21 protein-coding genes are annotated in these 25,651 nt (G+C 54.1%); 11 read left to right on the forward strand and 10 right to left on the reverse strand.

All coding sequences use genetic code 11. The annotated features are described in order from the left end of the window. Window positions 1-746: 746 nt before the first annotated feature. The 6 genes from qcrB to ctaC all read right to left on the reverse strand — a co-directional run bounded on the left by qcrB (window position 747) and on the right by ctaC (window position 7,292). Window positions 747-2,369, reverse strand: coding sequence for a cytochrome bc1 complex cytochrome b subunit (gene qcrB, locus CBE74_RS20710; protein WP_087454291.1), 1,623 nt, complete (start codon window positions 2,367-2,369; stop codon window positions 747-749). After that, complete coding sequence (qcrA, locus tag CBE74_RS20715) at window positions 2,366-3,586, reverse strand: cytochrome bc1 complex Rieske iron-sulfur subunit (RefSeq protein WP_087454292.1); 1,221 nt, start codon at window positions 3,584-3,586, stop codon at window positions 2,366-2,368. The genes qcrB and qcrA overlap by 4 nt, the downstream gene beginning before the upstream one ends. Then, window positions 3,583-4,479, reverse strand: a complete 897-nt coding sequence (gene qcrC, locus CBE74_RS20720; protein ID WP_013911895.1) for a cytochrome bc1 complex diheme cytochrome c subunit — start codon at window positions 4,477-4,479, stop codon at window positions 3,583-3,585. Before qcrC ends, qcrA begins: the two co-directional genes overlap by 4 nt. Before the next feature lie 88 nt (window positions 4,480-4,567). Then, window positions 4,568-5,185 (reverse strand): aa3-type cytochrome oxidase subunit III, encoded by a 618-nt coding sequence (gene ctaE, locus CBE74_RS20725; RefSeq protein ID WP_087454293.1) that lies wholly within the window; start codon window positions 5,183-5,185, stop codon window positions 4,568-4,570. A 568-nt stretch (window positions 5,186-5,753) separates the two neighbouring features. Beyond that, entirely contained in the window at window positions 5,754-6,185 is a 432-nt protein-coding gene (gene ctaF, locus CBE74_RS20730; RefSeq protein ID WP_087454294.1) for an aa3-type cytochrome oxidase subunit IV, read from the reverse strand. Window positions 6,186-6,206: 21 nt separating this feature from the next. Then, a complete protein-coding gene (gene ctaC, locus CBE74_RS20735; protein ID WP_087454295.1) occupies window positions 6,207-7,292 on the reverse strand; it encodes an aa3-type cytochrome oxidase subunit II in 1,086 nt (361 codons plus the stop codon). A 513-nt stretch (window positions 7,293-7,805) separates the two neighbouring features. Here ctaC and asnB point away from each other — a divergent pair. Next, complete coding sequence (gene asnB / locus CBE74_RS20740; protein ID WP_087454296.1) at window positions 7,806-9,728, forward strand: asparagine synthase (glutamine-hydrolyzing); 1,923 nt, start codon at window positions 7,806-7,808, stop codon at window positions 9,726-9,728. A 233-nt stretch (window positions 9,729-9,961) separates the two neighbouring features. Here asnB and CBE74_RS20745 read toward each other — a convergent pair whose 3' ends face one another. Continuing rightward, entirely contained in the window at window positions 9,962-10,309 is a 348-nt protein-coding gene (locus CBE74_RS20745; RefSeq protein WP_087454297.1) for a HesB/IscA family protein, read from the reverse strand. Window positions 10,310-10,814: 505 nt separating this feature from the next. Here CBE74_RS20745 and CBE74_RS20750 point away from each other — a divergent pair. The 4 genes from CBE74_RS20750 (at window position 10,815) to CBE74_RS20765 (ending at window position 14,144) form a co-directional block, all read left to right on the forward strand. Next, a complete protein-coding gene (locus CBE74_RS20750) occupies window positions 10,815-11,555 on the forward strand; it encodes a DUF3043 domain-containing protein (protein WP_087454298.1) in 741 nt (246 codons plus the stop codon). Window positions 11,556-11,559: 4 nt separating this feature from the next. Continuing rightward, window positions 11,560-12,114: a bifunctional adenosylcobinamide kinase/adenosylcobinamide-phosphate guanylyltransferase gene (locus tag CBE74_RS20755; protein ID WP_087454299.1), complete on the forward strand. Its 555-nt coding sequence runs from the start codon at window positions 11,560-11,562 to the stop codon at window positions 12,112-12,114. A gap of 47 nt (window positions 12,115-12,161) precedes the next feature. Next, the gene (gene cobT / locus CBE74_RS20760; RefSeq protein ID WP_087454300.1) at window positions 12,162-13,226 is read left to right on the forward strand and encodes a nicotinate-nucleotide--dimethylbenzimidazole phosphoribosyltransferase; all 1,065 of its coding nucleotides are present in this window, start codon (window positions 12,162-12,164) and stop codon (window positions 13,224-13,226) included. Between the two features lie 96 nt (window positions 13,227-13,322). Next, on the forward strand, window positions 13,323-14,144 hold the full coding sequence (locus CBE74_RS20765) for an adenosylcobinamide-GDP ribazoletransferase (RefSeq protein ID WP_087454301.1): 822 nt from the start codon (window positions 13,323-13,325) through the stop codon (window positions 14,142-14,144). Between the two features lie 96 nt (window positions 14,145-14,240). Here CBE74_RS20765 and CBE74_RS20770 read toward each other — a convergent pair whose 3' ends face one another. After that, the gene (locus tag CBE74_RS20770) at window positions 14,241-15,341 is read right to left on the reverse strand and encodes a branched-chain amino acid aminotransferase (protein WP_134315963.1); all 1,101 of its coding nucleotides are present in this window, start codon (window positions 15,339-15,341) and stop codon (window positions 14,241-14,243) included. Between the two features lie 108 nt (window positions 15,342-15,449). Between CBE74_RS20770 and CBE74_RS20775 the strand changes: the two genes are divergently transcribed. Further along, window positions 15,450-16,967, forward strand: coding sequence for a leucyl aminopeptidase (locus CBE74_RS20775; protein WP_087454302.1), 1,518 nt, complete (start codon window positions 15,450-15,452; stop codon window positions 16,965-16,967). A gap of 110 nt (window positions 16,968-17,077) precedes the next feature. On the opposite strand, the gene CBE74_RS20780 is transcribed toward CBE74_RS20775, so the two are convergent. Beyond that, a complete protein-coding gene (locus tag CBE74_RS20780) occupies window positions 17,078-17,473 on the reverse strand; it encodes an oxidoreductase (protein ID WP_087454303.1) in 396 nt (131 codons plus the stop codon). A 127-nt stretch (window positions 17,474-17,600) separates the two neighbouring features. Between CBE74_RS20780 and sucB the strand changes: the two genes are divergently transcribed. The 4 genes from sucB (at window position 17,601) to gcvH (ending at window position 24,191) form a co-directional block, all read left to right on the forward strand. Further along, the gene (sucB, locus tag CBE74_RS20785) at window positions 17,601-19,253 is read left to right on the forward strand and encodes a 2-oxoglutarate dehydrogenase, E2 component, dihydrolipoamide succinyltransferase (protein WP_087454304.1); all 1,653 of its coding nucleotides are present in this window, start codon (window positions 17,601-17,603) and stop codon (window positions 19,251-19,253) included. A 394-nt stretch (window positions 19,254-19,647) separates the two neighbouring features. Further along, window positions 19,648-22,560, forward strand: a complete 2,913-nt coding sequence (gcvP, locus tag CBE74_RS20790; protein ID WP_225871122.1) for an aminomethyl-transferring glycine dehydrogenase — start codon at window positions 19,648-19,650, stop codon at window positions 22,558-22,560. 46 nt (window positions 22,561-22,606) lie between these two features. Continuing rightward, entirely contained in the window at window positions 22,607-23,740 is a 1,134-nt protein-coding gene (gene gcvT / locus CBE74_RS20795; RefSeq protein ID WP_087454305.1) for a glycine cleavage system aminomethyltransferase GcvT, read from the forward strand. Between the two features lie 64 nt (window positions 23,741-23,804). Then, entirely contained in the window at window positions 23,805-24,191 is a 387-nt protein-coding gene (gcvH, locus tag CBE74_RS20800) for a glycine cleavage system protein GcvH (protein ID WP_014526035.1), read from the forward strand. An 85-nt stretch (window positions 24,192-24,276) separates the two neighbouring features. Here the strand turns inward: gcvH and CBE74_RS20805 are convergent, their stop codons facing one another. After that, the gene (locus tag CBE74_RS20805; RefSeq protein ID WP_087454306.1) at window positions 24,277-24,738 is read right to left on the reverse strand and encodes a VOC family protein; all 462 of its coding nucleotides are present in this window, start codon (window positions 24,736-24,738) and stop codon (window positions 24,277-24,279) included. A 96-nt stretch (window positions 24,739-24,834) separates the two neighbouring features. Between CBE74_RS20805 and lipB the strand changes: the two genes are divergently transcribed. Beyond that, the gene (lipB, locus tag CBE74_RS20810) at window positions 24,835-25,605 is read left to right on the forward strand and encodes a lipoyl(octanoyl) transferase LipB (RefSeq protein ID WP_087454307.1); all 771 of its coding nucleotides are present in this window, start codon (window positions 24,835-24,837) and stop codon (window positions 25,603-25,605) included. Window positions 25,606-25,651 lie beyond the last annotated feature (46 nt).

Genomic DNA, 25,651 nt, shown 5'->3' on the forward strand with positions numbered 1-25,651 from the left:
CCTTATCGGTCTGCCACATAGTGGCTGCTTTCCCTTTTCAAGGAAGCAGGCGACCCTATCTTCAAGTACGTGCAGCCCCATCACACGGGACCAACTCAAATGTCTCGATTAGGTTACGAAACGGCAACGCTTCATGTCCACCCATCAACAAAGATCCACACGTTATAAAACCGTTACTTAACAAACGTCTCCATTCCTTAAATTTAGATAAGTTCACCCCCACTGACGGCAGGCAGTGGCATTGAGTGGCAAAATCCCCCCATCGAACTGCACTAATAGGAACTTCCTTTAGAAGCGAAAAACACCCCAACCCCCCACCACACTTTCGCCACAATCGCCGAAATATAAATATGTATGATCCCGGTCACGTTTTGTAATTTTCTCCATATCCAAGGTCACCAATACCGTTTTCCCCACGGGAAAAAGCGCAGTATGTCATCCATTTCCCCTACGTAAAGACGCCTCTCACGTAACTAAAGCATCAAAAGTAACAGCCACTACATAGCATTCCGAGACACTTGAAGCACTTAGGTCACATCAATAACTAGATAAGCCACGTAATAATGAGGAACCAACAACACAGACTTCAGCGTTATTACGCTTGTGCCCCTGGCTGTTTTATCTCCCCCTCCTGCAGTCGCGTCTTCTGCGTTGTCTCCTTATATATAAGGAGTAATCCTATAAAGACGACAGTGGCCTTCCCGTTAACCAGGAAGGACACTGTCGTATTCGAGAACGTTTTAGGGCTAGTCTTTCTCTACCCCATCTTTGATGCGATTCTGTTTCTGCAGATTCTCATACATTTCAACTTCTTCACGATGATTCTCATGCTCAATTTCATCGTATTTCGCCGCGATAGACTCCGAATCTGGAGTGAAGAATGAACCACGGCCAGGGCTTCCGCCGAAGCCAAGCTGGTTGAGCTGCTTAGGAACAGCAGCACCAGCGTATGGAAGCGGAATTGGGTGTCCATGCTCGTCGACTGGGCCGAGCGGCTGGTGAACCTCTACAAAGGCACCGTTAGGCATGATCTTGATAACGCCGGTTTCAATACCATGCTCCAGAACCTCACGGTCAGAGCGCTGCAGAGCAAGGCAGATCCTGTAGGTGATGAAGTAAGCCAACGGGGGAAGAACAATCAGACCGATACGTCCAACCCATGTCATAGCATTCAGGGAAACCTGGAAGTGGTACGCGAATAGGTCGTTACCACCAGAGAGCGTGAGCAAGAAGTAGAAGACAATTGCCATCACGCCAAGGGACGTGCGCACCGGAACGTCGCGGGGACGCTGCAACAGGTTGTGGTGGGCGTCGTCGCCAGTGATCTTCTTCTCGATGAACGGGTAAGCCACGAGCAGTGCGACAAGGACACCACAAAGAAGGGCAACCCAGAAAGCACCAGGGATCGTGTAGTTACCAAAGTAGAGTTCCCAAGCCGGCATCACACGCGCTGCACCGTCAGTCCACAGCATGTAAATATCAGGCTGCGAACCAGCTGAAACCTGTGACGGGTTATAAGGACCCAGGTTCCAAATAGCGTTGATAGAGGTCAAACCAGCCAAGAGTGCCAAGAAACCGAAGGTAACCAAACCGAAGGAGGTGGTCTCCAGGATGAAGACCGGCAGGATACGAACGCCGACGACGTTATTCTCTGTGCGACCAGCACCCGGGAACTGAGTGTGCTTTTGGTACCACACCAAAGCAAGGTGAGCCGCAATCAGGCCAAGGATGATGCCTGGAATGATGAGCACGTGTGCGATGTAGAAGCGGTCGAGCATCAAATCAGATGGGAAGTCTCCACCGAAGATCAACCAGTGCAACCAGGTACCGATGATGGGGAGAGCCAAAATGATGGCAGACATAATGCGCAGACCGACGCCGGAAAGCAGGTCATCAGGAAGGGAGTAACCCATGAAGCCTTCCGCCATGCCCAAGAACAAAAGCACGCAGCCAATGATCCAGTTAGCTTCACGCGGGCGACGGAACGCACCGGTAAAGAAGATGCGGAGCATGTGAACCGTCATGGAAACCATAAAGGTCAACGCAGCCCAGTGGTGCATCTGGCGGATGAAGAGACCACCGCGCACCTCGAAGGAAAGGTTCAGCGCGGTCTCGTATGCACGAGACATTTCCACACCATTCAAAGGCAAGTAAGCGCCTTCATAGATGACCTTGGTGATGGAAGGGTCAAAGAAAAGTGTTAGGTATACGCCGGTCAGCAACAGGATAACGAAGCTGTAGAGAGCGATCTCGCCGAGCATGAAAGACCAATGCGTCGGGAATACCTTATTAATTTGACGACGAATACCAGCAGCAGCTGTGTATCGAGAGTCAATATTATTGCCAATGTCAGCTAGTTTGTTGCTCATGAACGACGCTCCCAGAATGCCGGGCCGACAGGTTCAACAAAGTTTCCTGCGGCAATGAGGTAACCCTCTTCGTCAACGGTAATCGGCAGCTGAGGCAAAGCACGGGCGGCTGGGCCGAAGACCGGCTTGCCGTAATGCAATGCATCGAACTGCGACTGGTGGCACGGGCAAAGGATGCGGTTCGTCTGAGCCTCGTAGAGGGACGTCGGGCAACCAATGTGCGTGCAGATCTTGGAGTAGGCGTAGTAATCGCCGTAGTGGAACTCTTCCTGTCCTTCACGCTCAACAACTTTTTGAGCATCAGAAGCACGAAGACGAATAAGCATGACTGCGTTTCGAGGGCCGTGAATCGAGTGCATCTGCTCCGTGTACACGTCAGCGTTTGCACTGTACTTATCGCCATCGTTAACCAGCTCTTCTGGGAGCGGGAAAACGGTTTCCATTGCAGCAGCAGACAGATCTTCCGGACGCATACGAACCAGGCGGCTAACGCCGTGCGTCGTGTAGTGCGTGCCAACAGAGGTGCTGTGCTTCTCAGCGGTCGTTCCGGTGTCGCGCCCTAGGTAAAGCTTCACGCCTTTCTCATGCAACGTCCAACCGGAGGTCCACAGGGTTCCGTCACCCTGAATGCCTAGCTCGCCCTTCTTCCATGGGTTTTTCACCATGCCGCCGAGCGGAGCAACAATAACTAGTCCCGCAAGGAGTCCGCCGACGCCAAGCATCGACTTGAGCACTTTACGACGCCCCAAGGTGGAGGTTTCCCAAGAATCATTGAGCAGTGCGGTGATCGTACGACGATCCACTTCTTCCGAAGGTCCATCGTGGCGACGCTGTACAGAGATCTCTGCAGGGATGATGTTCTTGATGCAAATGATCACGCCGAAGCCCAGTGCCAAAATGGCAAGACCTGCGGTCAAACCAAGCAGCGGAGTATACAGCGTGTAGGTCCACAATCCGTCATCGCCGAGGCCTTTATAGTGCCATGGCCAGAACAGGTAAATAGCCAAGTATGCCAAGGCTGAGACGATGCCGATGCCGAACCAAACGCCAACTTTTATAGAAGCACGCTTGGAAGCCGGATCGCCCTCAACTGGAAAACGCTCTTTACGATAAGCAACAGTCACACCGTCGAGCTCTGTACCCAAACGTGCTAGCTCGTCGTTAGACATCGCTTCTAGTTCTTGCGTTGTGTATTTCTTTTCATTGCTATTGCTCATGAGCGAGATCCAATCCACAGAGCAGCGGCCACCAAGACCACGATTCCAACGAGCCACATCAACATGCCTTCAGAGACTGGGCCTAGGCCGCCCAAGTTCCAGCCGCCTGGGCTAGGTGTCTCTTTAGCAGACTTGATGTAAGCAATAATGTCTTTCTTCTCATCAGCGGAGAGCTGACGATCCGAGAACTTAGGCATGTTCTGAGGACCAGTAAGCATTGCCTGGTAGATTTCCTGCTCATTTGCAGGGTCTAGAACAGGTGCGTATTTACCACTAGAAAGTGCGCCACCGCGCCCCGTGAAGTTGTGGCAAGAAGCGCAATTCAAACGGAAGAGATCCGAGCCGCGAGCGACATCGGCTGGATCGATCTTTCCGTTGTAGTTAGCGCCACGAAGAGTATCTAGTGCGACAGAGCCGTCCTCGTTGTATACGATGCCGGGGCCGCCACCGTTAGCCTCAACGTATGCGGCCAACGCTAGGGTCTGTGCTTCAGAGTAGCGTGGAGCCTTGCGCATGGCCTGCGCCTCATTGCGCAGCATTGGCATACGTCCAGAATGAACCTGGAAGTACGTTGCACCGGAGCCAACACCAATCAGCGAAGGACCCCGGTCTTTCACGCCTTGGAGGTTTGCGCCATGGCAGGTGATACAAGCAACGTCATAAAGGTCCTTACCTTCCTGAATCATTGCTTGCTCGTCTTGGCGCGCCGTAGCTACCTGAGCGTCAGGCGTCACAGCGTTAACTAAAAGTCCGGTACCGGTAAGGCCAACAGCTAGCGCTAAAGCACCAACAGCAGTCCGGCGCACCTTGCGGCGTGCTCGAACTTTCTTGGCCTTGGAGACTGAAGCTGAGGGTACTTCTACCGCTTCAGTCTTGTTCTGGGTGGTATCCATCATTTCCCTTAATGTTCTCGAATACGGAAAGTGAGGGGCTATCTCAGTTCATATAACCGGATTGAGCGGTTATATGAGCCAAGACCGCCTATTGAATGAAGTAGATCGTGATGAACAGGCCGATCCAGACCACGTCAACGAAGTGCCAGTAATAGGACACCACCATCGCAGCAGTCGCCTGTGCAGGTGTGAACTTCGACTTAGAAATGCGAAGCAACACAACCACAAATGCCAAAACACCCGCAAGCACGTGTGCTGCATGGAAGCCCGTGGTGATGTAGAACGCAGAACCGTACACACTGCTCGGGATCGTCATTCCATGCTCGATCAAGTGGTAGTACTCATAGCTCTGACCGAGCAAGAAGATTGCTCCCAGCAAAATGGTCAGAGAGAACCAACGACGAAGACCAAAAACATCTCCGCGTTCCGCCGCGAACACGCCAAACTGAGCCGTCACAGAGGAGGACACCAAGATAGCGGTGATCACCAATGCGTAAGGCACGTTGAGGTGCGCAGCTCCTTCTTTCCAAGAGCCATTACCAATTCCATTTGCACGCGAGGTGAAGTACATCGCGAACAAACCGGCGAAGAACATTAATTCCTGGGACAGGAACACAATCGTGCCGACACTGACCATATTTGGCCGGTTCAGTGCCGCAACACGCTGCGGTGCTGCCATATCTTTGTTTCCTATTGCGCTCGTCACGTTAATTAGTATGGTCGTTTCTTCCGATCAAGTCACATTCTGCCCCCGCCTTTTTTAGGTCCTCATTTCTTGCACATAGCAATATTTTTTCTGTTCCACAGCCCACAGTTTTTCTTAGACACAACGGGAACTAAACACCCTTTCCATACGACGGAGGGTTTCCGCAGGTCACCACAGTAGAAACCTGAAGGTTGCCCAGTTTTTCCCACAAGCCCTTTCCCCGGCCTCAGGCGTAGTTCTCTTCAGTTTTATTTTTCCCTCTATTTGCCTGAGAGATATTTCACATTCCAAAGAGAAGGCATCTGCCAAGGTTGCAACTTTAGTATGACCCCCAACTACCTGCGCTTTTATGCGCAATATCGGATAGTCTGACGCTTTTTGCCCCTTTAAAATTATTTTTAACCCCGCGGGAACTTTTCCCACCCATCGACAGTGTCTTTAATCAGACAGCCGAGATACAAAGATAAAACCCGATCCCCACCCGTCATAACGACAGTGGGGATCGGGTTTATTTTTCTAAGGAAAGTGCGCCTCGGGTACGACCAAAAGCGGAAGGCTAACTATACAACTAGTGCTTTTCTTTTGGCATACCGTACTGAAGGTTCAGCATGGTTGTGGTGTAGATAAGCAATGCCGCACCAACTGCAATGAGCCAGTAGTGAAGGAAGATAACGCCAAAGCCAAGAACAGCAATGGCACCACTCATAGCCGCAGGCCAGATAGAGCTAGGGCTAAAGAATCCGAGAGTTCCAGCAGCATCTGCAACCTCAGCCTCTTCCCAGTCCTCAGGAAGGATGTCAATGCGGTTTTCAGTAAAGTGCAGGTACCCGCCCAACATCAGGGTGAGTAGCGTCGCCAGAATCAGCGAAACTCCACCAGCCCATTCAAAACCAGGGTGGCTACCAGAATCCCTAACGTACATTGTGGCAAAAACATAGATCACTGACATGACGGCAAGGAACGTTGCCATCGAATACATGATCTTGGATGTAGCTTTCATGTTCTCTACTTCTCCTTGTTCCTACGCAGCGGGGCTGGTCTTATCAAAGTTGTCGCCATCACGCGTAGCACGCTCAGAGTTGAACGGGTGCGTGGTGGTTGCGTAGGGCTCCTCTCCAATGCTCTTGAGAGCATCAGAGTTTGTAGCCTGCGGATTGCTATTACGGAAAGAGATGTACTGCTTGAACTTCTCTGGAGTGACTACGCGAATCTCAAAGTTCATCATTGCGTGGTAGGTGCCACACATCTCCGCACAGCGACCCACGAACGCACCAGTCTTTTCGATCTTTGCGATCTGGAAACGACGCTGCTGCTTGTTCTGCTCCGGGTGGTTGTACACGTCACGCTTGAACAAGAACTCTGGAACCCAGAATGCGTGGGAGACATCGGCAGAAGCCAAGTCAAACTGAATTGCGGTGTCACTTGGGAGAACCAACACTGGGATCTCTTCAGAAGTACCCAAAGTCTCAATCTTGTTGAAGTGGAGGTAAGACGTGTCAGTCTTAGACATTCCGTTGATTGGGTTCTTGCCGTTAGGGTCTACCTTGCTTGCCTCGGCTGCAGCCTGGCGAGCTTCGTCGACACCCTTATATTCAGCACCGGTGGGCGAAAACTCGGCAGCAATATCCGAGTAGCCAAACTTCCAGTTCCACTGATAGGCAGTAACGTCCACGGTGACCTTAGGATCTTTATCCATCGCGGTTACCTTGTCCTGGGTCTGGACGGTGAAGAAGAAGAGGCCCATAACAATAACGATCGGGATTATCGTTAGCACCAGTTCCAACGGAATGTTGTACTGAGTCTGACGAGGGAACTCATCTTTGCCGGCCTTCTCCGCACGCTTAGCACTCCATGCGAACATGCCGTAGATGAAAAGCCCCCACATGATGAAGCCGATGATCCAGGCAGCTACCCAGACCCAGACCCAGAAGTTATACATCGAAGTAGCTTCGGGCGTAACGCCTTCTGGCCAACCAAAGGCTAGAGCTTTACCCAAAACACCGCCTGGTGCATCTACGTCACATCCCGCAAGGGTAAGGCCACCAAAGCCGATGGCGCCACCAAGCAATGCTTTGCGCCCAATGCCACGCTTTTGCTGCTGTTCCACGCGCGTTTGCCTTCCTGTCGCACTTATTTCCTTGGAGTCTTAGGCCATCCGTAACTCATCAGATTCTGATTGGGGACAGTCCAAAACCCACGCCTATTAGTGCAGGATAGTCCACCCCTCTTTGTTTTCCTGAATGTCATGGCACGCTCTCCCCCTTCTTCTCACTGTATTTTCTCCGAGAACCTTCGGGTTTCCTAGGAAAATCCACCCCAGTAGCACAGATCACGCCGGAATATAGTGCCCCAAATCACAGGAACTAAACGGGCAATCAACCTTATGTATACCCTCCCCAAGAAAACAGCACGTTAGTGCCCCAAAAAACCGTTTCCGCTTAAGCCGCAGCACGGAAAAATAAGAGAAATCAGGAACGCCTCCAAGTCCCCTCCCCCGGGATTTAAGAGCGTTTTCGCTCACATTCCACAGAGCTGATCGTCGCAATACCTTCTACAACCCCAACGGGGTACCCTTAGACAGCTAAGTACTTTGTTCATATATAAGAAGGAGCGGCGAACTATGTGCGGACTTCTTGGCATGCTTACGAGCACAAGGGATGCCCAAAGGTACGTCCCAGCCATCGAAAAATCGCTACCGTGTATGCGTCACAGGGGGCCAGACGAAGCCGGAACGTGGCATGACGAGCAAGCCGTCTTTGGGTTCAATCGCCTTTCTATCATCGATCTCGAACACTCCCATCAGCCACTGAAATGGGGACCACAAGACCAGGCCGATCGTTATGCGATGACGTTTAACGGCGAAATTTATAACTATGTGGAGCTCAGGGCAGAGCTACAGGAACTCGGCTACACCTTTAATACTTCAGGCGATGGCGAGACCATTGTCGTCGGCTATCACCACTGGGGTGCGGACGTCGTCCAGCACCTGCGTGGCATGTTTGGCTTTGCCATTTGGGATTCCCAGGAAGAAAAACTCTTCCTCGCCCGCGATCAATTCGGCATCAAGCCGCTGTATTACGCAACCACAGATGCCGGAACCATGTTCTCTTCGGAGAAGAAATGCATTTTGGAGGCCGCCGAGGATCTGGGTCTAGATCTCAGCCTTGATCAACGGGCTATTGAGCACTACGTTGACCTGCAGTACGTACCAGAGCCAGAGAGCCTTCACACGCACATCCGCCGGCTCGAATCGGGTTGCTACGGGGAGCTTGTCCCCGGCGGCAAGGTCAAGCAGACTCGTTATTTCCGCCCCCAATTCCCAGCACAGGAAGTTCCCAAGGGCAAGGAACAAGATCTTTTTGATCGAATCGCTCGCGCGTTAGAGGACAGCGTCGAAAAGCATATGCGTGCCGACGTCACCGTCGGGTCCTTCCTCTCCGGCGGCATCGATTCCACTGCGATAGCTACATTGGCCAAGCGCCATAACCCTAATTTGTTGACCTTCACCACTGGCTTTGAGCGGGAGGGCTACTCAGAGGTTGATGTTGCTGCTGAGTCTGCGGCTGCGATCGGCGTGGAACACATCGTTAAAGTTGTGTCGCCAGAGGAATACGCCAACGCCATCCCTCAGATCATGTGGTACTTGGACGACCCCGTGGCCGATCCTTCCCTTGTTCCGCTCTTCTTTGTGGCTCAAGAAGCTAGGAAGCACGTCAAGGTTGTCCTCTCCGGCGAGGGCGCGGACGAGCTTTTCGGCGGCTACACGATTTATAAAGAGCCGTTGTCTCTCGCTCCCTTTGAAAAAATCCCGATTCCGCTACGTCGAGGACTAGGGCAACTCGCAAAGGTCTTCCCCGAGGGAATGCGTGGCAAATCCTTGCTGGAACGCGGTTCCATGCCGATGGAAGAACGCTACTATGGCAACGCCCGCTCCTTTAACTTTGAGCAGATGCAACGCGTTCTGCCTTGGGCCAAGAAGGAATGGGACCACCGTGAAGTAACAGCCCCGATCTACGCTCAGTCCACGCATATGGATCCGGTCGCGCGCATGCAGCACCTTGATCTATTTACCTGGATGCGCGGCGATATTTTGGTTAAAGCCGACAAAATCAATATGGCGCATTCCCTTGAGCTCCGCGTTCCGTTCTTGGATAAAGAAGTGTTTGCCGTAGCTGAAACTATCCCCCATAGTTTGAAAGTCACGCAGGGCACCACCAAATACGCACTACGTAAGGCAATGGAACAGATCGTTCCGCCACATGTCTTGCACCGTAAGAAGCTCGGTTTCCCCGTTCCTATGCGCCATTGGCTAGCCGGCGATGAACTATTCGGCTGGGCCCAAGACACCATTACGGAGTCCCTCACAGACCATATCTTTGATAAGAAGGCCGTCTTGGACATGCTCAATGAGCATCGTGCAGGAGCCAGCGATCATTCTCGTAGGCTATGGACTGTGCTTGCCTTCATGGTGTGGCATGGAATCTTTATAGAGAACCGAATCGATCCTGGAATCGAGAAAAAGGATTATCCGGTCTACCTCTAACGGTAGAATAGTGGGGCGCCCCTCGCGCCGCGGTGGGATTAGACGGTAGTTCATCTAATCCCACCGCCCATTTTTCTTTCTACCTGGGACTTTCTCCCTTTTCTTGGTCTTTTGCGGCTCAGACAAACGTAGCTAGGAAAAGCAAAAATCCTCCTAATCGTGAATGCATCACCGTTAGGAGGATTTTTTATAACCGGCATTATCTCCCACTAAAAGGGGTATTATGCCAAAAATCAGTTGAATGAGTCTCCACAAGCGCAGGAGCCGTCTGCGTTGGGGTTGTCAATGGTAAAGCCCTGCGACTCAATCGTGTCCGCAAAATCAATGGTTGCCCCGGCGAGGTAGGGAACCGACATCTTGTCTACAACAAGACGGACGCCATCGATAACGTCGACCTTATCGCCATCGAGGTCCCGGTCGTCGAAGTACAGCTGATAGCGCAAGCCTGCACAGCCACCGGGTTGCACTGCAATACGCAGAGACAAATCGGTGCGTCCCTCCTGCTCAAGGAGCGCCTTGGCTTTGGCAGCTGCGGCTGCGCTGAGGATAACGCCTGTGTTGGAGGTTGTAGGTGCAGTCATCATGTCTCCTTATTCGAGTTCTCCGCCGCTGCGGTTACTCGGTTTCATTCTTTCGTGTTCGTGTAGATGTGTGCAGTGTCCGCACCATGCGGCAGTCCACCCCATGTGGTAGACGCTGCGCACCCTGACAGAACCCACAACAGGTTCCCTTACTTACAACAAGTACGGCTGTCATCTTCTACAAGAAGCTATAGCCGACAACTATACCCTCTATTTTCAGCGATTGAGTCCGGCAAAATCCGACATGGAGTTTATCTCCGCCACGACTCTGCTGGCTCCTATAAAAGAACTACACATCGCCATATTTTATTCCAAAGCTTTAAGCACTCGTGGAACCAAGGACTTCCCAAGACATCTCCGGGATCTCCCCACGCATGATATGCAGATCATACAAGGCCCGTGATATATCGCTCTACCTGGCGTTTTTAACCTCTTATAGGCACCCTACACACAATGGTTACTTCCGCGTTCCACTTTTATGGCGATACCTTGTAGCCTAGTAACCGTGAAATTACCTTGGAACAAAGACTCCTCTCAAGATTCTGCCAGTACTGGTACCTCCTCATCGGCAGCTACAGCGGCTTCTTCGGCCTCTTCGACTTCTCATAATTCAGGTCTCGGCGATGCCGCGAATCGTTCCAAGGCTTATACACCTAAAAAAGGCCACGCTACTCCTTCTCGCAAGCAGTCTCAGGCACATCCGGGAACCTTCGAGGCTCGTTTTGGTGCTCGCGAAGGCTACGGAGAATCGCGCAAGAAGCGCAAGGAGCTCAAAGCTTCCATGACCAAGGAGGAGTGGAAGGCTTATAAACGGGAGCGCGCGGACGAAGGCAAGCAGCGACGTCGAGAAGCTCAAGCTGCCATGGATCGTGGCGATGAGCGCTACCTCCTACAGCGCGACCGCGGCGAAGAGCGTCGTTATGTCCGCGATCTCGTAGACTCCAAGCGCTACATCGGCAACTTTGTTATGCCCCTTGCCCTGATTCTTCTTGTCATTCTCTTTATCGGACGATGGGTACCGGCATTTGCTAGCGCAATGTCCTTTGTAGCGCTCATCTTCATCGCTTCCTTTGCCATCGAGGCCATCGTGCTCGGTAGAAAAACAGCCCGAGCGGTGCGCGAACGCTTCCCTGATACCTCTGAAACAGGCTTTGGTATCGGCGCCTACGCATACGGCCGTGTAACCCAGCCACGACGCTGGCGCACACCAAAACCACAGGTCAGCATCGGTGACACGGTAGCGTAATTCCGTGCGTAGTTTGGTTTTGGGAGGGGCCCGTTCCGGCAAGTCTGCTTTTGCGGAGGCACTTGTGGGGGCGGGCTCTTGCCGTTATGTGGCAACGGCCCGCCCCTACGGTGATGACAACTTTGATGCGGATTTCCAACGCCGGATTTCCCAGCACGTGCAACGCCGCCCACCACACTGGGTCACAGAGGATCGCGCAGACCTCTGTGAGGTTCTCTCCCCCGCATATCTGCGGCAACACACAGAGCATTCTTTGCTTGTCGACGACCTCGGCACATGGCTTACCCATCTCATTGATACTAAAAATGCCTGGGATTCCCCTGCTGGCAGCACCACTTTGGAATCAGTGCGTCTGGCAGATTTGCTCCGAGTCTTCCCCACCGACCGCGACGTGGTTCTTGTCACTCCTGAGGTGGGAATGGGCATTATCCCCGAGCATCATTCAGCCAGGTTATTCCGGGATGAGATAGGCAGGCTTAATCACATGATTGCGGATGTCTGCGATCGAGTGTTCCTTGTTATAGCCGGACAACCATTACAGTTAAAAAGCGTTCTTTGACGTTACGTACTACATCGCGATAGCCAAACACATGGGAGTGCAACAACATGCAGCCATCCGATTTCTTTCCCAAGATCGATGCCCCGAGTTCCGAGGTAGCGGATCAGGCACGAGCTTTCCAGCTCACGCTCACTAAACCAACGGGTTCGCTGTCACGCTTGGAGGATCTTGGGGTATGGCTCAGCGCCTGCCAGGGGCAGGTTCCTCCTAAAAAAATCGTGCGCCCTCGCATGGTGGTCTTTGCTGGCGACCACGGCATCGCTACCAATAATGTCTCCCCCTATCCCATCGAGGTATCAATCCAAATGGCGGAAAATATCCGCAATGGTGGTGCCGGGATCAACGCAGTGGCACATTCTTCCGGCATTAGCGTACGCGTTGCCGATATTTCTTTAAACCACGATGTTTGGGACGATGAAAGGGTGTCGCGTTCTTGCGGGTCTATTGACCGGGAGGACGCGATGACGCAGGATCAGCTGGTACGCGCCATTGAGATAGGAAAGCGCATCGCAGATCAGGAAGTCGATTCCGGCGCGGACGTCCTCATGGCAGGAGACCTCGGCATTGGCAATACCACACCCTCTGCCGTGATCATCGGATTGTTGGCTAATCAAGAACCGGTGGTGGTCACGGGCCGCGGCTCAGGCGTTGATGATGAGGGCTGGAAGCGAAAAGTCTCTGCCGTCCGCGATGCAATGTTCCGTGCCCGCGATTTGCGCTATACCCCGCTGCTCATGATGCAAAAGGTTACTTCGCCTGAGTTGGTCGCTATGGGTGCCTTCATCGCGCAGGCTGCTGTACGCCGCACGCCCGTGCTTCTCGACGGCGTCGTGGTCACCGCCGCAGCCATGCTTGCGGAGCAGCTTGCTCCCGGTGCCAGAAAATGGATGCAGGCAGGGCACCTTTCAGCAGAACCTGCCCACCGCTTTGCGCTTAACTATTTAGGGCTTGAGCCACTACTGACCTTGGGCCTGCGACTAGGAGAAGGTTCCGGAGCTGCTGCGGCTTTCCCGCTGCTTCGCATCAGCGCAGACATTATGAATGACATGGCTAATTTTGATAGCGCTGGGGTCTTCGGGGCAGACGCTGTTCCCACCAACCGTATGGGTTAATACACTGCTCAAAGCCCTTTGAGGCCTGTGGTAATTGGTTCCTGCCAGCCTAAGTATTCAGTGTGCACCCTTCACACAGAAAGTTGGTTTCTCACAATGTCGGGCAAAGTCGGATTTGTGGAAGGCGAACATCGTCCTGCGATTATCGAGGGCCCGCTCACTGCCTTAAGCTGGCTCACCATTCTGCCGGTTCAGGGAGCCACAGCCTTTGACCGCATCACTGGTGGACGGGTGTTGGCCTCAGTCCCCCTTATCGGTATTTTGCTCGGGGCTCTTGGCACTACGTTGGCGGGACTAGGCGTTCACTTCCACATCACGCCCTTTTTAATCGCAGTTGTGATTGTTTGTTTCTGGGAACTTTTCACACGATTCATGCACCTTGATGGACTCGCAGACGTAGCCGATGCGCTAGGCAGCTACGCGCCCCCTGAGCGAGCGAGGGAAATTATTGCGGACCCGACCACCGGGCTTATCGGAATGGGCGCTGCTTTTATCTCGTTGACGCTTCAAATCGCGAGCTTTGACGCCCTCATCGAACGAGGCTATTGGTGGATGATTTTCTTTGCACCGATGATCGGCAGACTATGCGCAATCTTTGGTGCGCATTCCTCTTTAAACCCGATGCAACCGACTGGATTTGGCGCCATGATGATCGGTACAGTCCCTACGGCCACAATCGCGATATGGTTCAGCATTATTTCTGCAGTGTCCGTGTCCATCCCGCTGTTCGTCGGAAGCCCCGTCATAGCTGTAGTCGTCATCATCGCCCTCCTACTCAGCATCGGTGTTGCCGTGATAGAGATCAGGCATTGCAGCCGGCGTTTTGATGGGATGAACGGAGACACCACCGGCTTTATTATGCATTCTTGTACAGCAGCATCGGCGGTTTTCTTAGCTATCGGGGTATGCGTTATCTAAGTGCTCCCCTTTTCCCCGGATTTCTTCAGCGGGAATGCATAAGCCATAAGCCGAAGCTCTTCTCTGCACCGACTTATGGCCCAAACGTCCCCGGACCTATATCAGTGTGTGCATCCATTCATGGGGATCGGCTACCGTGCCACGCTGGATTCCTGTGAGTATGTCGCGCAGCTTCATAGTGATATCGCCAGCGACATTGTGGTTGACTTCAAAGTCACCGTGGTTTGACTTAACAAATCCCACGGGGGTGATCACCGCAGCAGTGCCGCAAGCAAACGCCTCTCGCATGGAGCCGTTTGTGGCCGTCTCCTGCCATTCTTCCGTAGAGATAAGACGCTCTTCTGTGGTGTACCCCAGGTCGCGAGCGATCTGCAGGAGGGAATCACGCGTGATTCCCGGCAAGAGCGAGCCAGAGAGCTGAGGGGTAACGATGTGAGGAGCGGATTCCTCACCCATGACAAAGAAGAGGTTCATTCCGCCCATTTCTTCGATGTAACGGTGCTCGTGAGCATCCAGCCACACCACTTGGTCGCAGCCCTTATCTGCGGCCTGAGCTTGAGCTACCAGAGATGCCGCATAGTTGCCCGCGAACTTTGCAGCGCCCGTACCGCCGGGGCAAGCACGAACATAGTCCTCGGAGAGCCACACCGATACCGGTTTGATGCCACCCGAAAAATACGCGCCGGCTGGCGACGCAATCACCACGTAGCGGTAGGAGCTCGAAGGATGCACTCCGAGTGTCGCCTCAGTAGCGATCATAAACGGCCGCAGGTACAAAGCTTCCTCGCCCCCAGCTACTGGCACCCAGTCACGATCAATGTCTACGAGCTGACGCAGCGACTCAACAAACACCTCCGTGGGGAGTTCCGGCATGGCCATGCGCTCTGCGGAACGCTGGAATCGAGCAGCATTGGCCTCCGGCCTGAAGGTCTTAATCGTGCCATCGGCATGACGGTACGCTTTAATGCCCTCAAAAATCGCCTGACCGTAGTGCAAGACGCTGGTGGCAGGATCAAGAGTAAGTGGCGCATAAGGAACAACCTGTGCGTCATGCCACCCCTGCTCTGCGTCCCAGTCAATGGTCACCATGTGATCAGTGAAGCGCTTACCAAAACCTGGGTTAGCAAGGATATCCGCAAGTTCTTCGGCGGAAGTCGGAGATTCGGTTTTATGGATGCTGAAGTTGAGAGACGTCATGACCCAAAGGTACACCCCACATTGCTCTGCTCAATTGGATAGTCTGATAAATAACGTTTTCCACGCGGTCTTAAAGGCCTCGTTACCAACTTTTGGAGGTACTAAACTTTGAGCACTCAGTTTTCACTTGCGTCCCGTGGCTCTGCGACAGAACTTGCGCTCGCAAAGAAGCTTCCCGACGACACCACTGCCCTTGTAGTTGCGCTCTTCGCCGGCGAGGACGGTTTGGAGTTTGCTGCGACTGGGCTTTTTGATGACGACCTAGAGGTGGCAATCTGGGAGCTCTTTAGCGCTGTTGGTGCAACCGGTAAGGCGGGAGAAATCCACCGAGTTCCTTCTATCGAAGGCATTGAAGTGGACTTCATCGTCGGCGTAGGCCTAGGCGACAACGACAAGCTCGACGACGAGGCTCTGCGTCGTGCCGCTGGCACCGCGGCTCGTTCCTTGGTCGGAGTGGACTCCGTAGCAACCACCCTCGGCACTTTTGGTCTGCGCGCAGCAGTAGAGGGCTTTGCACTGGGAGCTTATGACTACAAGGGCATCCGTTCTAAGTCCGCGGAAGCTGTCGCAGCCAAGAAGCCGGTAGGCAAGGTCACCTTCTTGTCCCTGGGCGATAAGAAAACCGCCAAGGTGGAATTCCAGGCCGCGCAGATCACGGCAGAATCCGTCATGTTCGCCCGTGATTTGGTCAACGCACCGTCCTCTCACCTCTACCCCGAGTCCTACGCTGAGATCATCAAGAAGGAAGCAGAAGGCCACGGCATCGACGTGGAGATCCTCGATGAAAAGAAACTCGAAAAATTGGGCTTCGGCGGCATCCTTGCGGTCGGCAACGGTTCTGCACGCAAGCCACGCCTTGTGCGGCTAACCTGGGATCCCAAGAAAGCCAAGAAGAGCGTTGCGCTGGTCGGAAAGGGAATTACCTTTGACACCGGTGGAATTTCGCTCAAGCCTGGTGCTGGCATGGATGACATGATCTCCGACATGGGCGGTTCCGCTGCAGTCGTGGCAACCGTCATCGGCGCAGCCCGCCTGGACCTCAAGGTGAAGATCACAGCGACGATCCCACTCGCAGAAAATATGCCCAGCGGGGATGCTTATCGACCAGGCGACGTTATCACCCATTACGGCGGAATTACCTCGGAGATCCTCAACACCGATGCAGAGGGCCGTCTTGTGCTTTCCGACGCCATCGCGCGGGCATGCGAGGATAAGCCCGACTACCTGATCGATACTGCAACACTCACCGGCGCACAGCTCGTGGCCCTTGGCGACCGCACGGCTGGTGTCATGGGCTCTGACGCTTTCCGTGACCGCATCGCAGAAATCGGTCGCTCCGTCGGCGAGCAGGCCTGGGCTATGCCGCTTCCGGAAGAGCTCGGCGAAGCAATCAAGTCCCCTGTTGCGGATATTCGCAACATCACCAAGTCACGCTCTGGCGGCATGCTAGCCGCAGGATGGTACCTCAGCCATTTTGTTGCAGAAGGTATCAACTGGGCCCACGTAGACATTGCTGGCCCGGCATACAACAGCGCAGGGGTGTATGGCTACACCCCGAAGCGTGCAACAGGTGTGCCGGTGCGCACCTTCCTAGCGGCTCTTGCAGAAATTTCTGAGGAAAAGTAGCTCGCATATTCCGCTGATGGTCGAGGCAGTCGCCTGGCCGTCATCGGTTTTTTCTTCCCTTGAATATTCGATTCTTGGGTTCAAGAGGGGCGTCGACACGCTATAAACGGCTAAGAGTTGGTGTCGTTGTCTTTTTCAAACTGCGCACGCCGGAGTCGTTGTTCTTCGCGTTTACGCAAAATCCTGTCACGCTCAATTTTTTCCCGCATGCGCTGCGGGTACCCAGTTTCTTCCACGTCATACACGGGAATTCCCAGTTCTTTTGCTACGACGTCGATGCCTTTAGGGCCGCCAATCCTACGTCGCGTGAAATCGCCCGTAATGTCCACAAGCACCATCGACATCTCGTTGACAATGGTCTCAGGCTCCACAAAACCCTCAACCACTGCGCGCGACTCGCTCCATTGTTTGAGGTAGAGCAAGTCTTTTTCACGAACAGTGTCGCCCGGCCCTCGGGGCGGTTTGATGTTAGATCTGGGGGTCTTTCGTCCGAAAAAATTGAACACAGAAGTTCATTGTAGGGGCAAAATCTACAGAGAATCCCCCCTTAACATCACATCTGTTTGGGTTAGGCGGTACGCTCGTTAGGTATTAGCTTTTTGATCTACACGACTTTCGAGGAGTCTAAACACTATGGCGCACTCCGTTGAAATGCCTGAGCTGGGCGAATCCGTCACTGAGGGAACAATTACTCAGTGGCTCAAGTCTGTCGGCGACACCGTCGACGTTGACGAGCCGTTGCTCGAGGTTTCCACTGACAAGGTTGACACCGAGGTTCCTTCCCCAGTTGCGGGCGTTCTGTTGGAGGCTCGCTTCGACGAAGACGACACCGTTGATGTCGGCGAGGTTATCGCTATCATCGGTGAGGAAGGCGAGGCTCCTGCAGCTGGCAATTCCGATGAGAAGAAGGAAGAGCCAAAGGAAGAAGAACCAGCCAAGGAAGCACCCAAGAGCTCCGGTTCCTCCACCGACGTGGTCATGCCAGAACTCGGCGAATCCGTCACCGAAGGAACAATCACCCAATGGCTCAAGTCTGTCGGCGACACCGTCGACGTTGACGAGCCGTTGCTCGAGGTTTCCACCGACAAGGTAGACACCGAGGTCCCTTCCCCCGTTGCAGGCACCATCCTAGAAGTCCTCTTCAACGAAGACGACACCGTTGACGTCGGCGAGGTCATCGTCCGCATCGGCGAACCAGGCTCCGAACCAGAAACCAAGGCAGAACCCGCCAAGGAAGAGCCTAAGGAAGAAGCCCCCAAGGCAGAGGCAGCGCCTGCCAAGGAAGAGCCTAAGCAAGAGGAAGCACCTGCTAAGGAGGCTGCAAAGCCAGTCAATAACCAGAATGTTCCTTACGTGACTCCGTTGGTTCGCAAGCTTGCAGACAAGCACGGCGTTGACCTCAATGCAATCGAAGGAACTGGTGTTGGCGGTCGCATCCGTAAGCAGGATGTCCTCGCCGCAGCCGGCCAAGGATCTGAGCCAGCTCCAGCGGCAGCTCCTGCTGCCGCGGCTAAGGATCCTCGCGCTAACTGGTCTACCAAGAGCGTTGATTCTGCAAAGGCAGAGCTCATTGGTACCACCAAGAAGGTCAACCGCATCCGCGAGATTACGGCCAAGAAGATGGTTGAGGCACTGCAGATTTCTGCACAGCTCACTCACCTTCAAGAGGTCGATATGACCAACGTTGCAACGCTGCGCAAGGAAAGTAAGCCGGCGTTCATCGAAAAGTATGGTGCTAACCTGACCTACCTGCCGTTCTTTGTTAAGGCAGTGGTTGAGGCTCTGGTCCTACACCCGAACGTGAATGCGTCCTACAACGCTGCAACCAAGGAGATCACCTACCACTCCGACGTCAATGTGGCGATCGCAGTGGATACCGAGCGCGGCCTGCTTACTCCTGTGATTCACAAGGCTCAGGAGCTTACGCTGCCAGAGATCGCTCAGGCTATTGCTGATCTGGCTGATCGTGCCCGCAACAATAAGCTGAAGCCAAATGACCTCTCCGGTGCAACCTTCACCGTGACCAACATTGGCTCCGAGGGCGCTTTGGCTGACACCCCGATCTTGGTTCCGCCACAGGTCGGTATCTTGGGCACTGCTGCAATCCAGAAGCGCCCCGTAGTGATCACTGAAAACGGTTCGGACGCCATCGCGATTCGCCAGATGTGCTACATCCCGTTCTCTTATGACCACCAGATCGTAGACGGTGCTGATGCAGGTCGCTTCACCGCAACGATTAAGGATCGTTTGGAAAAGGCTAAGTTCCAGGACGACCTCAACCTCTAGGACAACGTTCTAAAGCACCTGCGGTTCCGCGACTAGCGGTTCCGTTGGTGTTCAGGCGGCAGCCCGACTCCCCTGGAAGAAGAGAGTCGGGCTGCCGCCTTTCTTTGATCCCTGCGAGCACAATTCTCGTTTTTGAGAACGCTAGAAATGACAACCTGCAGTTTTCTGGACGCATAAGGCCTAGCGTTCTCAAAAACGACAATCAGAGCGGACTGGTAGCGAGATCCATGGTTAATGCCTTCGACTTTGATTCTCCCACCTCACGGCTAGCGGCCGATTAATTTCACAGAGTTTTTATGCATTCTCTTTCTCAATGCGTATCCAAAGCCACTGTTTCATCCATATAATGGCGAACATCACTAGCCATCCTTCACCCAAGGAGAAGTTGAAGACTATGACGATATCCTCGCCCTCTGCAAGCTACGTGAGCCGACACGTCGGCCCCAACGAAACTGAGAGGGCGGCGATGCTCAAACGCGTCGGATACGCCTCCCTCGAGGAGCTGTTAGACGCGGCAGTTCCCGCCGGGATTAGGTCCCACGATCTTCCTGAACCCACGCACCCACTGTCGGAGGAAGAAGCCCTGGCCAAGCTGCGCAAGTACGCAGATCAGAATGTGGTTCTCAAATCATTCTTTGGACAGGGTTTTTATGACACCCTCACGCCATCAGTGATCCGGCGAAATGTCGTAGAAAACCCCGCGTGGTACACCGCTTATACCCCTTATCAGCCCGAGATTTCACAGGGCCGTCTGGAGGCACTGCTTAACTTCCAAACTTTGGTCAGTGAGCTCACGGGGCTTCCTGTAGCCAATGCGTCGCTGCTCGACGAGGCCACCGCAGTTGCCGAGGCCGTTGGATTAATGGCGCGCACCAATAAGAAGGGCCACAGAGTGCTTCTCGACGCCCGCCTGCATCCCCAGGTGCTCTCTGTTGCAGCCGAGCGCGCACGTGCCATCGACGTGGAGGTTGAAATCGCCGATGTCACGTCGGGGCTAGTCGGAGACAGTCTGGTAGGCGTGGTCATCGCGTATCCGGGTACGGAAGGCGATATCGCTGATATTCGCCCCATCATCGCTGATATTCATGCGCGTGGTGGACTGGCCGCTGTGTCCACGGATCTCCTCGCTCTCACTCTCCTGGAGTCCCCCGGCGCGATGGATGCAGATATCGCTGTGGGTTCTTCCCAGCGTTTTGGTGTCCCGTTGTTCTTTGGTGGCCCACACGCCGCTTTTATGGCGGTATCTGACAAGTTCAAGCGGCAGCTGCCGGGTCGAATTGTCGGTGTCTCTGTGGACGCTGAGGGGCATCCGGCTTATAGGTTGGCCTTGCAGACCAGGGAGCAGCATATCCGCCGGGAGCGCGCCACCAGTAACATTTGTACCGCTCAGGCCCTGCTAGCTGTGTGTGCGTCGATGTACGCAGTCTGGCATGGCCCTGAGGGGCTCAAGGCCATCGCTCGCCGTGTCCATGGCCATGCCTCCACATTTGCTGCGGCGTTAGAAAACGAGCCTGCGTTAGAGGTCGTGCATAAAGACTTCTTTGATACTGTCACGGTTCGTGTTCCGGGGCGGGCTCAAGAGATTACCGATGCGCTGGCGGAATCTGGCTACTTGGTGCGCCCCATCGGAGCCGATCTGGTGAGCGTTGCTTTTGGTGAGTCGGCGACTGCGGAAGACGTCGACAAGCTCACCGCTGCTTTTGGTGCGAGCGTTACAGAGGAGGCCTATAGCGACTTCCCAGAATGGGCAGTACGCAGCGACGAGCCTATTACTCATCCGATCTTTAGTTCTGTGCATTCGGAGCCGCAGATGCTGCGTTATCTTCGCGCTTTGTCGGACAAGGATCTTGCTCTCGATCGCTCGATGATTCCGCTGGGCTCATGCACAATGAAGCTCAACCCGACCACGGGCATGGAGCCCATCACGTGGCCGGAGTTTGCAAATATTCACCCCTTTGCCCCAGATTCTCAGACCCGAGGCTGGCGAGCATTGATTGATGAGCTTGAGGGATGGCTTGCGGATATCACCGGCTATGCCCGGGTGTCGGTTCAGCCCAATGCCGGATCCCAGGGAGAGCTGGCTGGTTTGTTGGCGATTCGTCGCTACCACCAATCTCGTGGCGATAATCAACGCGATATCATTCTGATTCCGCAGTCGGCCCATGGGACAAACGCGGCGTCGGCGACTCTGGCTAATCTTCGGGTAGCTGTTGTGGCTACGGCCACGGATGGGTCCATTGATGTCGATGATCTCGATGCAAAGCTCGCCAAGCATGAGGGACACGTGGCCGGCATCATGATCACTTATCCATCCACACATGGTGTTTTTGAAGACACAGTGACTGCCGTGTGCGAGAAGGTTCACGCAGCAGGTGGTCAGGTCTACATCGATGGAGCAAATCTCAATGCGCTAGCCGGCGTAGCTCAGCCAGGAAAGTTCGGAGGTGACGTTAGCCACCTCAACTTGCACAAGACCTTCACGATTCCCCACGGGGGCGGCGGCCCGGGTGTCGGCCCAGTGGCCGTAGCAGAGCACCTTGTGCCTTTCTTGCCCACGGATCCGCTGGAGTCAGACGCTGCAATTCCGTGTCCTACCCGCACAGGGGTTCCCATGGTTTCCGCGCAGTATGGATCGGCCGGCGTGCTCCCGATTTCGTGGTCTTATATTGCGATGATGGGCGGCACAGGGCTGCGTGAGGCCACTGCCTCGGCGATTCTTGGGGCAAACTACCTGGCGAGGTCGTTACAGGATGCGTTCCCTATCCTTTACACCGGTGACAATGACTTGGTGGCTCATGAGTGCATCCTTGATCTGCGCCCGATTACTGATCACACAGGGGTCACGGCTGCAGACGTGGCTAAGCGCTTGATGGATTATGGCTTCCACGCGCCCACGTTGTCCTTCCCCGTCGCGGGAACGTTGATGGTGGAACCCACTGAGTCTGAAGACAAGGGCGAGCTCGACCGCTTTATTGAGGCGTTGCTTGCTATTCGCGCAGAGATTCAGCAAATTGCTGACGGCGCTATCGAGTATGAAGAATCCGTGCTGCATCATGCACCGTTCACCTCTTACTCCATCGCTAGAGATAACTGGGACTACTTGTTTAGCCGTACTCAGGCTGCCTATCCGGTGGCCTCGCTGCGAGTCAACAAGTATTTCCCATCCGTTCGTCGTCTCGATGAGGCTTATGGCGATAGGAACTTCGCATGTTCCTGCCCGCTACCTGAGGCTTTTAATTTCGCGAGGACTAGACTCGCTTCACGTTTACGTGGCGTGATGTCGACTTTTCGTGTTCGCGCCACGTAAGCCAGTAGCTTGCTCACATATTTTTCGATGAAAGGACCTAACGCATATGGCTTCCGAACTCCGTACCTCACCCCTGCATAGCCGTCACCAGGACTTAGGGGCTGCTTTTACGCCCTTTGGCGATTGGGATATGCCGCTGAAGTATGGTTCCGAGCTTGAAGAACACCATGCAGTGCGTAAAGCATGTGGGCTCTTTGATCTGTCCCACATGGGAGAGATTCGGGTGAGTGGCCCACAATCTGGGGATTTCCTTGATTACGCACTGATCTCCCAGCTTTCTGCCATCGCCGTTAATAAAGCGAAATACTCAATGATTGTTTCCGAGGATGGCGGCATCATTGATGACCTCATTACGTATCGCTTGGCTGACGATGAATTTTTGGTTGTTCCCAATGCTGGAAACGCAGCTGTAGTGGCGGAAGAGCTCCACGCACGGGCTGCGGGATTCCAGGTCACCGTCACGGATGAGTCGGCAGAAACAGCCCTCATCGCAGTTCAGGGGCCCAATGCTCAGGCGCTGCTTCTTTCGCTTGTCGACGCAGACGCGGATGCAGATACCGCACGTCTAATTTCCACCATGCGCTACTACGCATGCGGCAACGCTGTTATAGCTGGCTTTTCTGTGCTCCTGGCCCGGACCGGATACACAGGCGAAGACGGATTCGAGCTCTATATCTCCAACGATAAGGCGCCTGCATTGTGGGATGCGATTTATCAAGCTGGTCAGGATGAGCGCTACTCGCTTGTACCATGCGGACTTGCGTCTAGGGACTCGCTGCGTCTTGAAGCCGGAATGCCGCTTTATGGAAACGAGCTCTCCCGGGAGCTGACCCCCATGGATGCGGGGCTAGGCATGCTTGTGAGTAAGAAAAAAGAAGGCGACTTTGTTGGTAAAGAGGCCTTAAGTGCTCCTAGTACTCATACAAAAGTGCTCGTTGGCCTGTCTTCCACGGAACGTCGTGCAGCACGACACGGCGCAGATATTCTCGACGCCGACGGAAATGTCGTAGGAACCGTGACCTCCGGGCAGCCCTCGCCAACACTGGGGCATCCCATCGCGCTGGCGTATGTGGAAAAAGACCTCAGTGAGGTTGGCACAGAACTCACCGCAGATATCAGAGGGAAAAAATATCCCTTCACGGTAGTTTCTTTGCCGTTTTACTCCCGCCAGAAAGACTAAACCGATAGACTCCACAATGATCTACACGAGTCGTTTCGCATTCTAGAAAGGTAGAACCAAACCTATGTCTCTTCCTGAGAACTTCTCCTATTCCGAAGACCACGAATGGATCGATGCAGCTGCTGATTCCGCTGCCGGGACGACTGTCAAAGTGGGCATCACCTCGGTGGCAGCTGACCGCTTGGGCGAAGTCGTCTTTGCCGAGCTGCCCCAGGTTGGCGACTCCGTAGAGGCCGGTGAAACGTGTGGCGAGGTCGAGTCCACCAAGAGCGTCTCCGACCTGTACTCCCCTGTCACGGGGACAGTAACCGCCGTCAACGACGCAGTCCACGACGATTACTCCATTATCAATAACGATCCTTTCGGTGACGGCTGGCTCTTTGAGGTAGAAGTTGAGTCCGTCGGAAAGCTTCTCACCGCCGCCGAATACGCGGAAGCTAACGGGGTCTAAATACCTCTTTGTAAGTTCCACGCTCACAGCAGTGCCGCCATGGATTGCGCCACACCATGGCGGCACTGCTTGTCTTGTCCGAGTTCTACGAGAAAGTTTCTGTCCAACGCGTGGCTGCTGCCACGTCTTCTTCTCTTTGTTGGGTAAAAATAATCCGGTGGCCGTCTGGGTCTGTAACGGCAAGATCCCTGCTAAACCACAAGGTATCGTGGGGCTTTTCCGCCTCAGCGCACCCGCTGGCAGCAGCTTCTAAGCGCAAGGCCAGCTCATCAAGGTCTTCTCCATGAGCGGAAAAGGAAACCTGAACGGTTGCAGGTGCGACGCCGTGTGTCATAGGTTCCGTGTTTTCTTGCACGACCAACAACACATCTTGGTTCCTTAGCCTGCGTAAATGGACAAGCACCGGGTTACCCTGCGGGCCTGGGACGGTGGCCAGAGTAATAAAACCGGCAGCGTGGAAAAAGGCTTCACTCCGTTGAAAATCTTGAACGGCAAGGGTGACAAACATTGGCATGGGATAAATATCCCGATCTGGTGTAATACTCATGGCTTTTACCCTGAACGATTGCCCTAACGTCAACGCAAATGCGCTAAGAGTTCACGCATTTTCTAGCCGCAGCGCCTCAGGCGTATCCTCAGTACCATGACTGCGCCTCGTGACCCATTCTTCCCCGCCGACCAATCCATCCGTGCATCTACACAGCCCGTAGAGATCCGCCATCTCGGCGTGATGGATTATCAAGAGGCATGGGACTACCAAGCTGCTCTGGCCAAGCAACGCGCGGCCGATGAGGTTGGCGACGTACTTTTAGTTCTGGAGCACCCCAGCGTTTACACCGCAGGAAAGCGGACTCAGCCGGAGGATCGCCCCACCAACGGGCTGCCTGTTATTGATGTCGATCGAGGCGGTCGTATTACCTGGCATGGCCCTGGCCAGCTGGTGATATACCCGATCTTGAAACTCGCAGACCCCATCGACGTCGTCGATTATGTGCGTCGCGTCGAGGAGGCTCTCATCCAGGTTGTACGCCAACGCGGCATTAGCCAGGCCGGGCGTATCGACGGACGCTCCGGAGTGTGGGTCCCCGACGCGTGCGATGCCAATCACCGTAAGATAGCCGCTTTGGGCATCCGGATCACCCGCGGCGTGACGATGCATGGTTTAGCGCTTAATTGCTCTAACACCCTTGAGTACTATCAGCACATCATCCCCTGCGGTATCTCCGATGCCGGGGTGACCACCCTTTCCCAGGAACTGGGGGAAGACATCACAGTCGAATCCATAACGCAACCGCTTATCCAGGCGCTACTGGATGCATTCTCTGGAAAGCTGATCGTCGCAGACCACACGTTTGCTTCTGCGCCAGATCCCACCAAGGGACTTCCCAGGACTGTGCACAACGACACACATTAAAAATGTATCGCCTCACCCCCGCGCCATTTTCCCTGTTTAACCCCCA

The sequence above is a fragment of the Corynebacterium silvaticum genome, assembly GCF_002162115.2.
GTDB lineage: Bacteria > Actinomycetota > Actinomycetes > Mycobacteriales > Mycobacteriaceae > Corynebacterium > Corynebacterium silvaticum.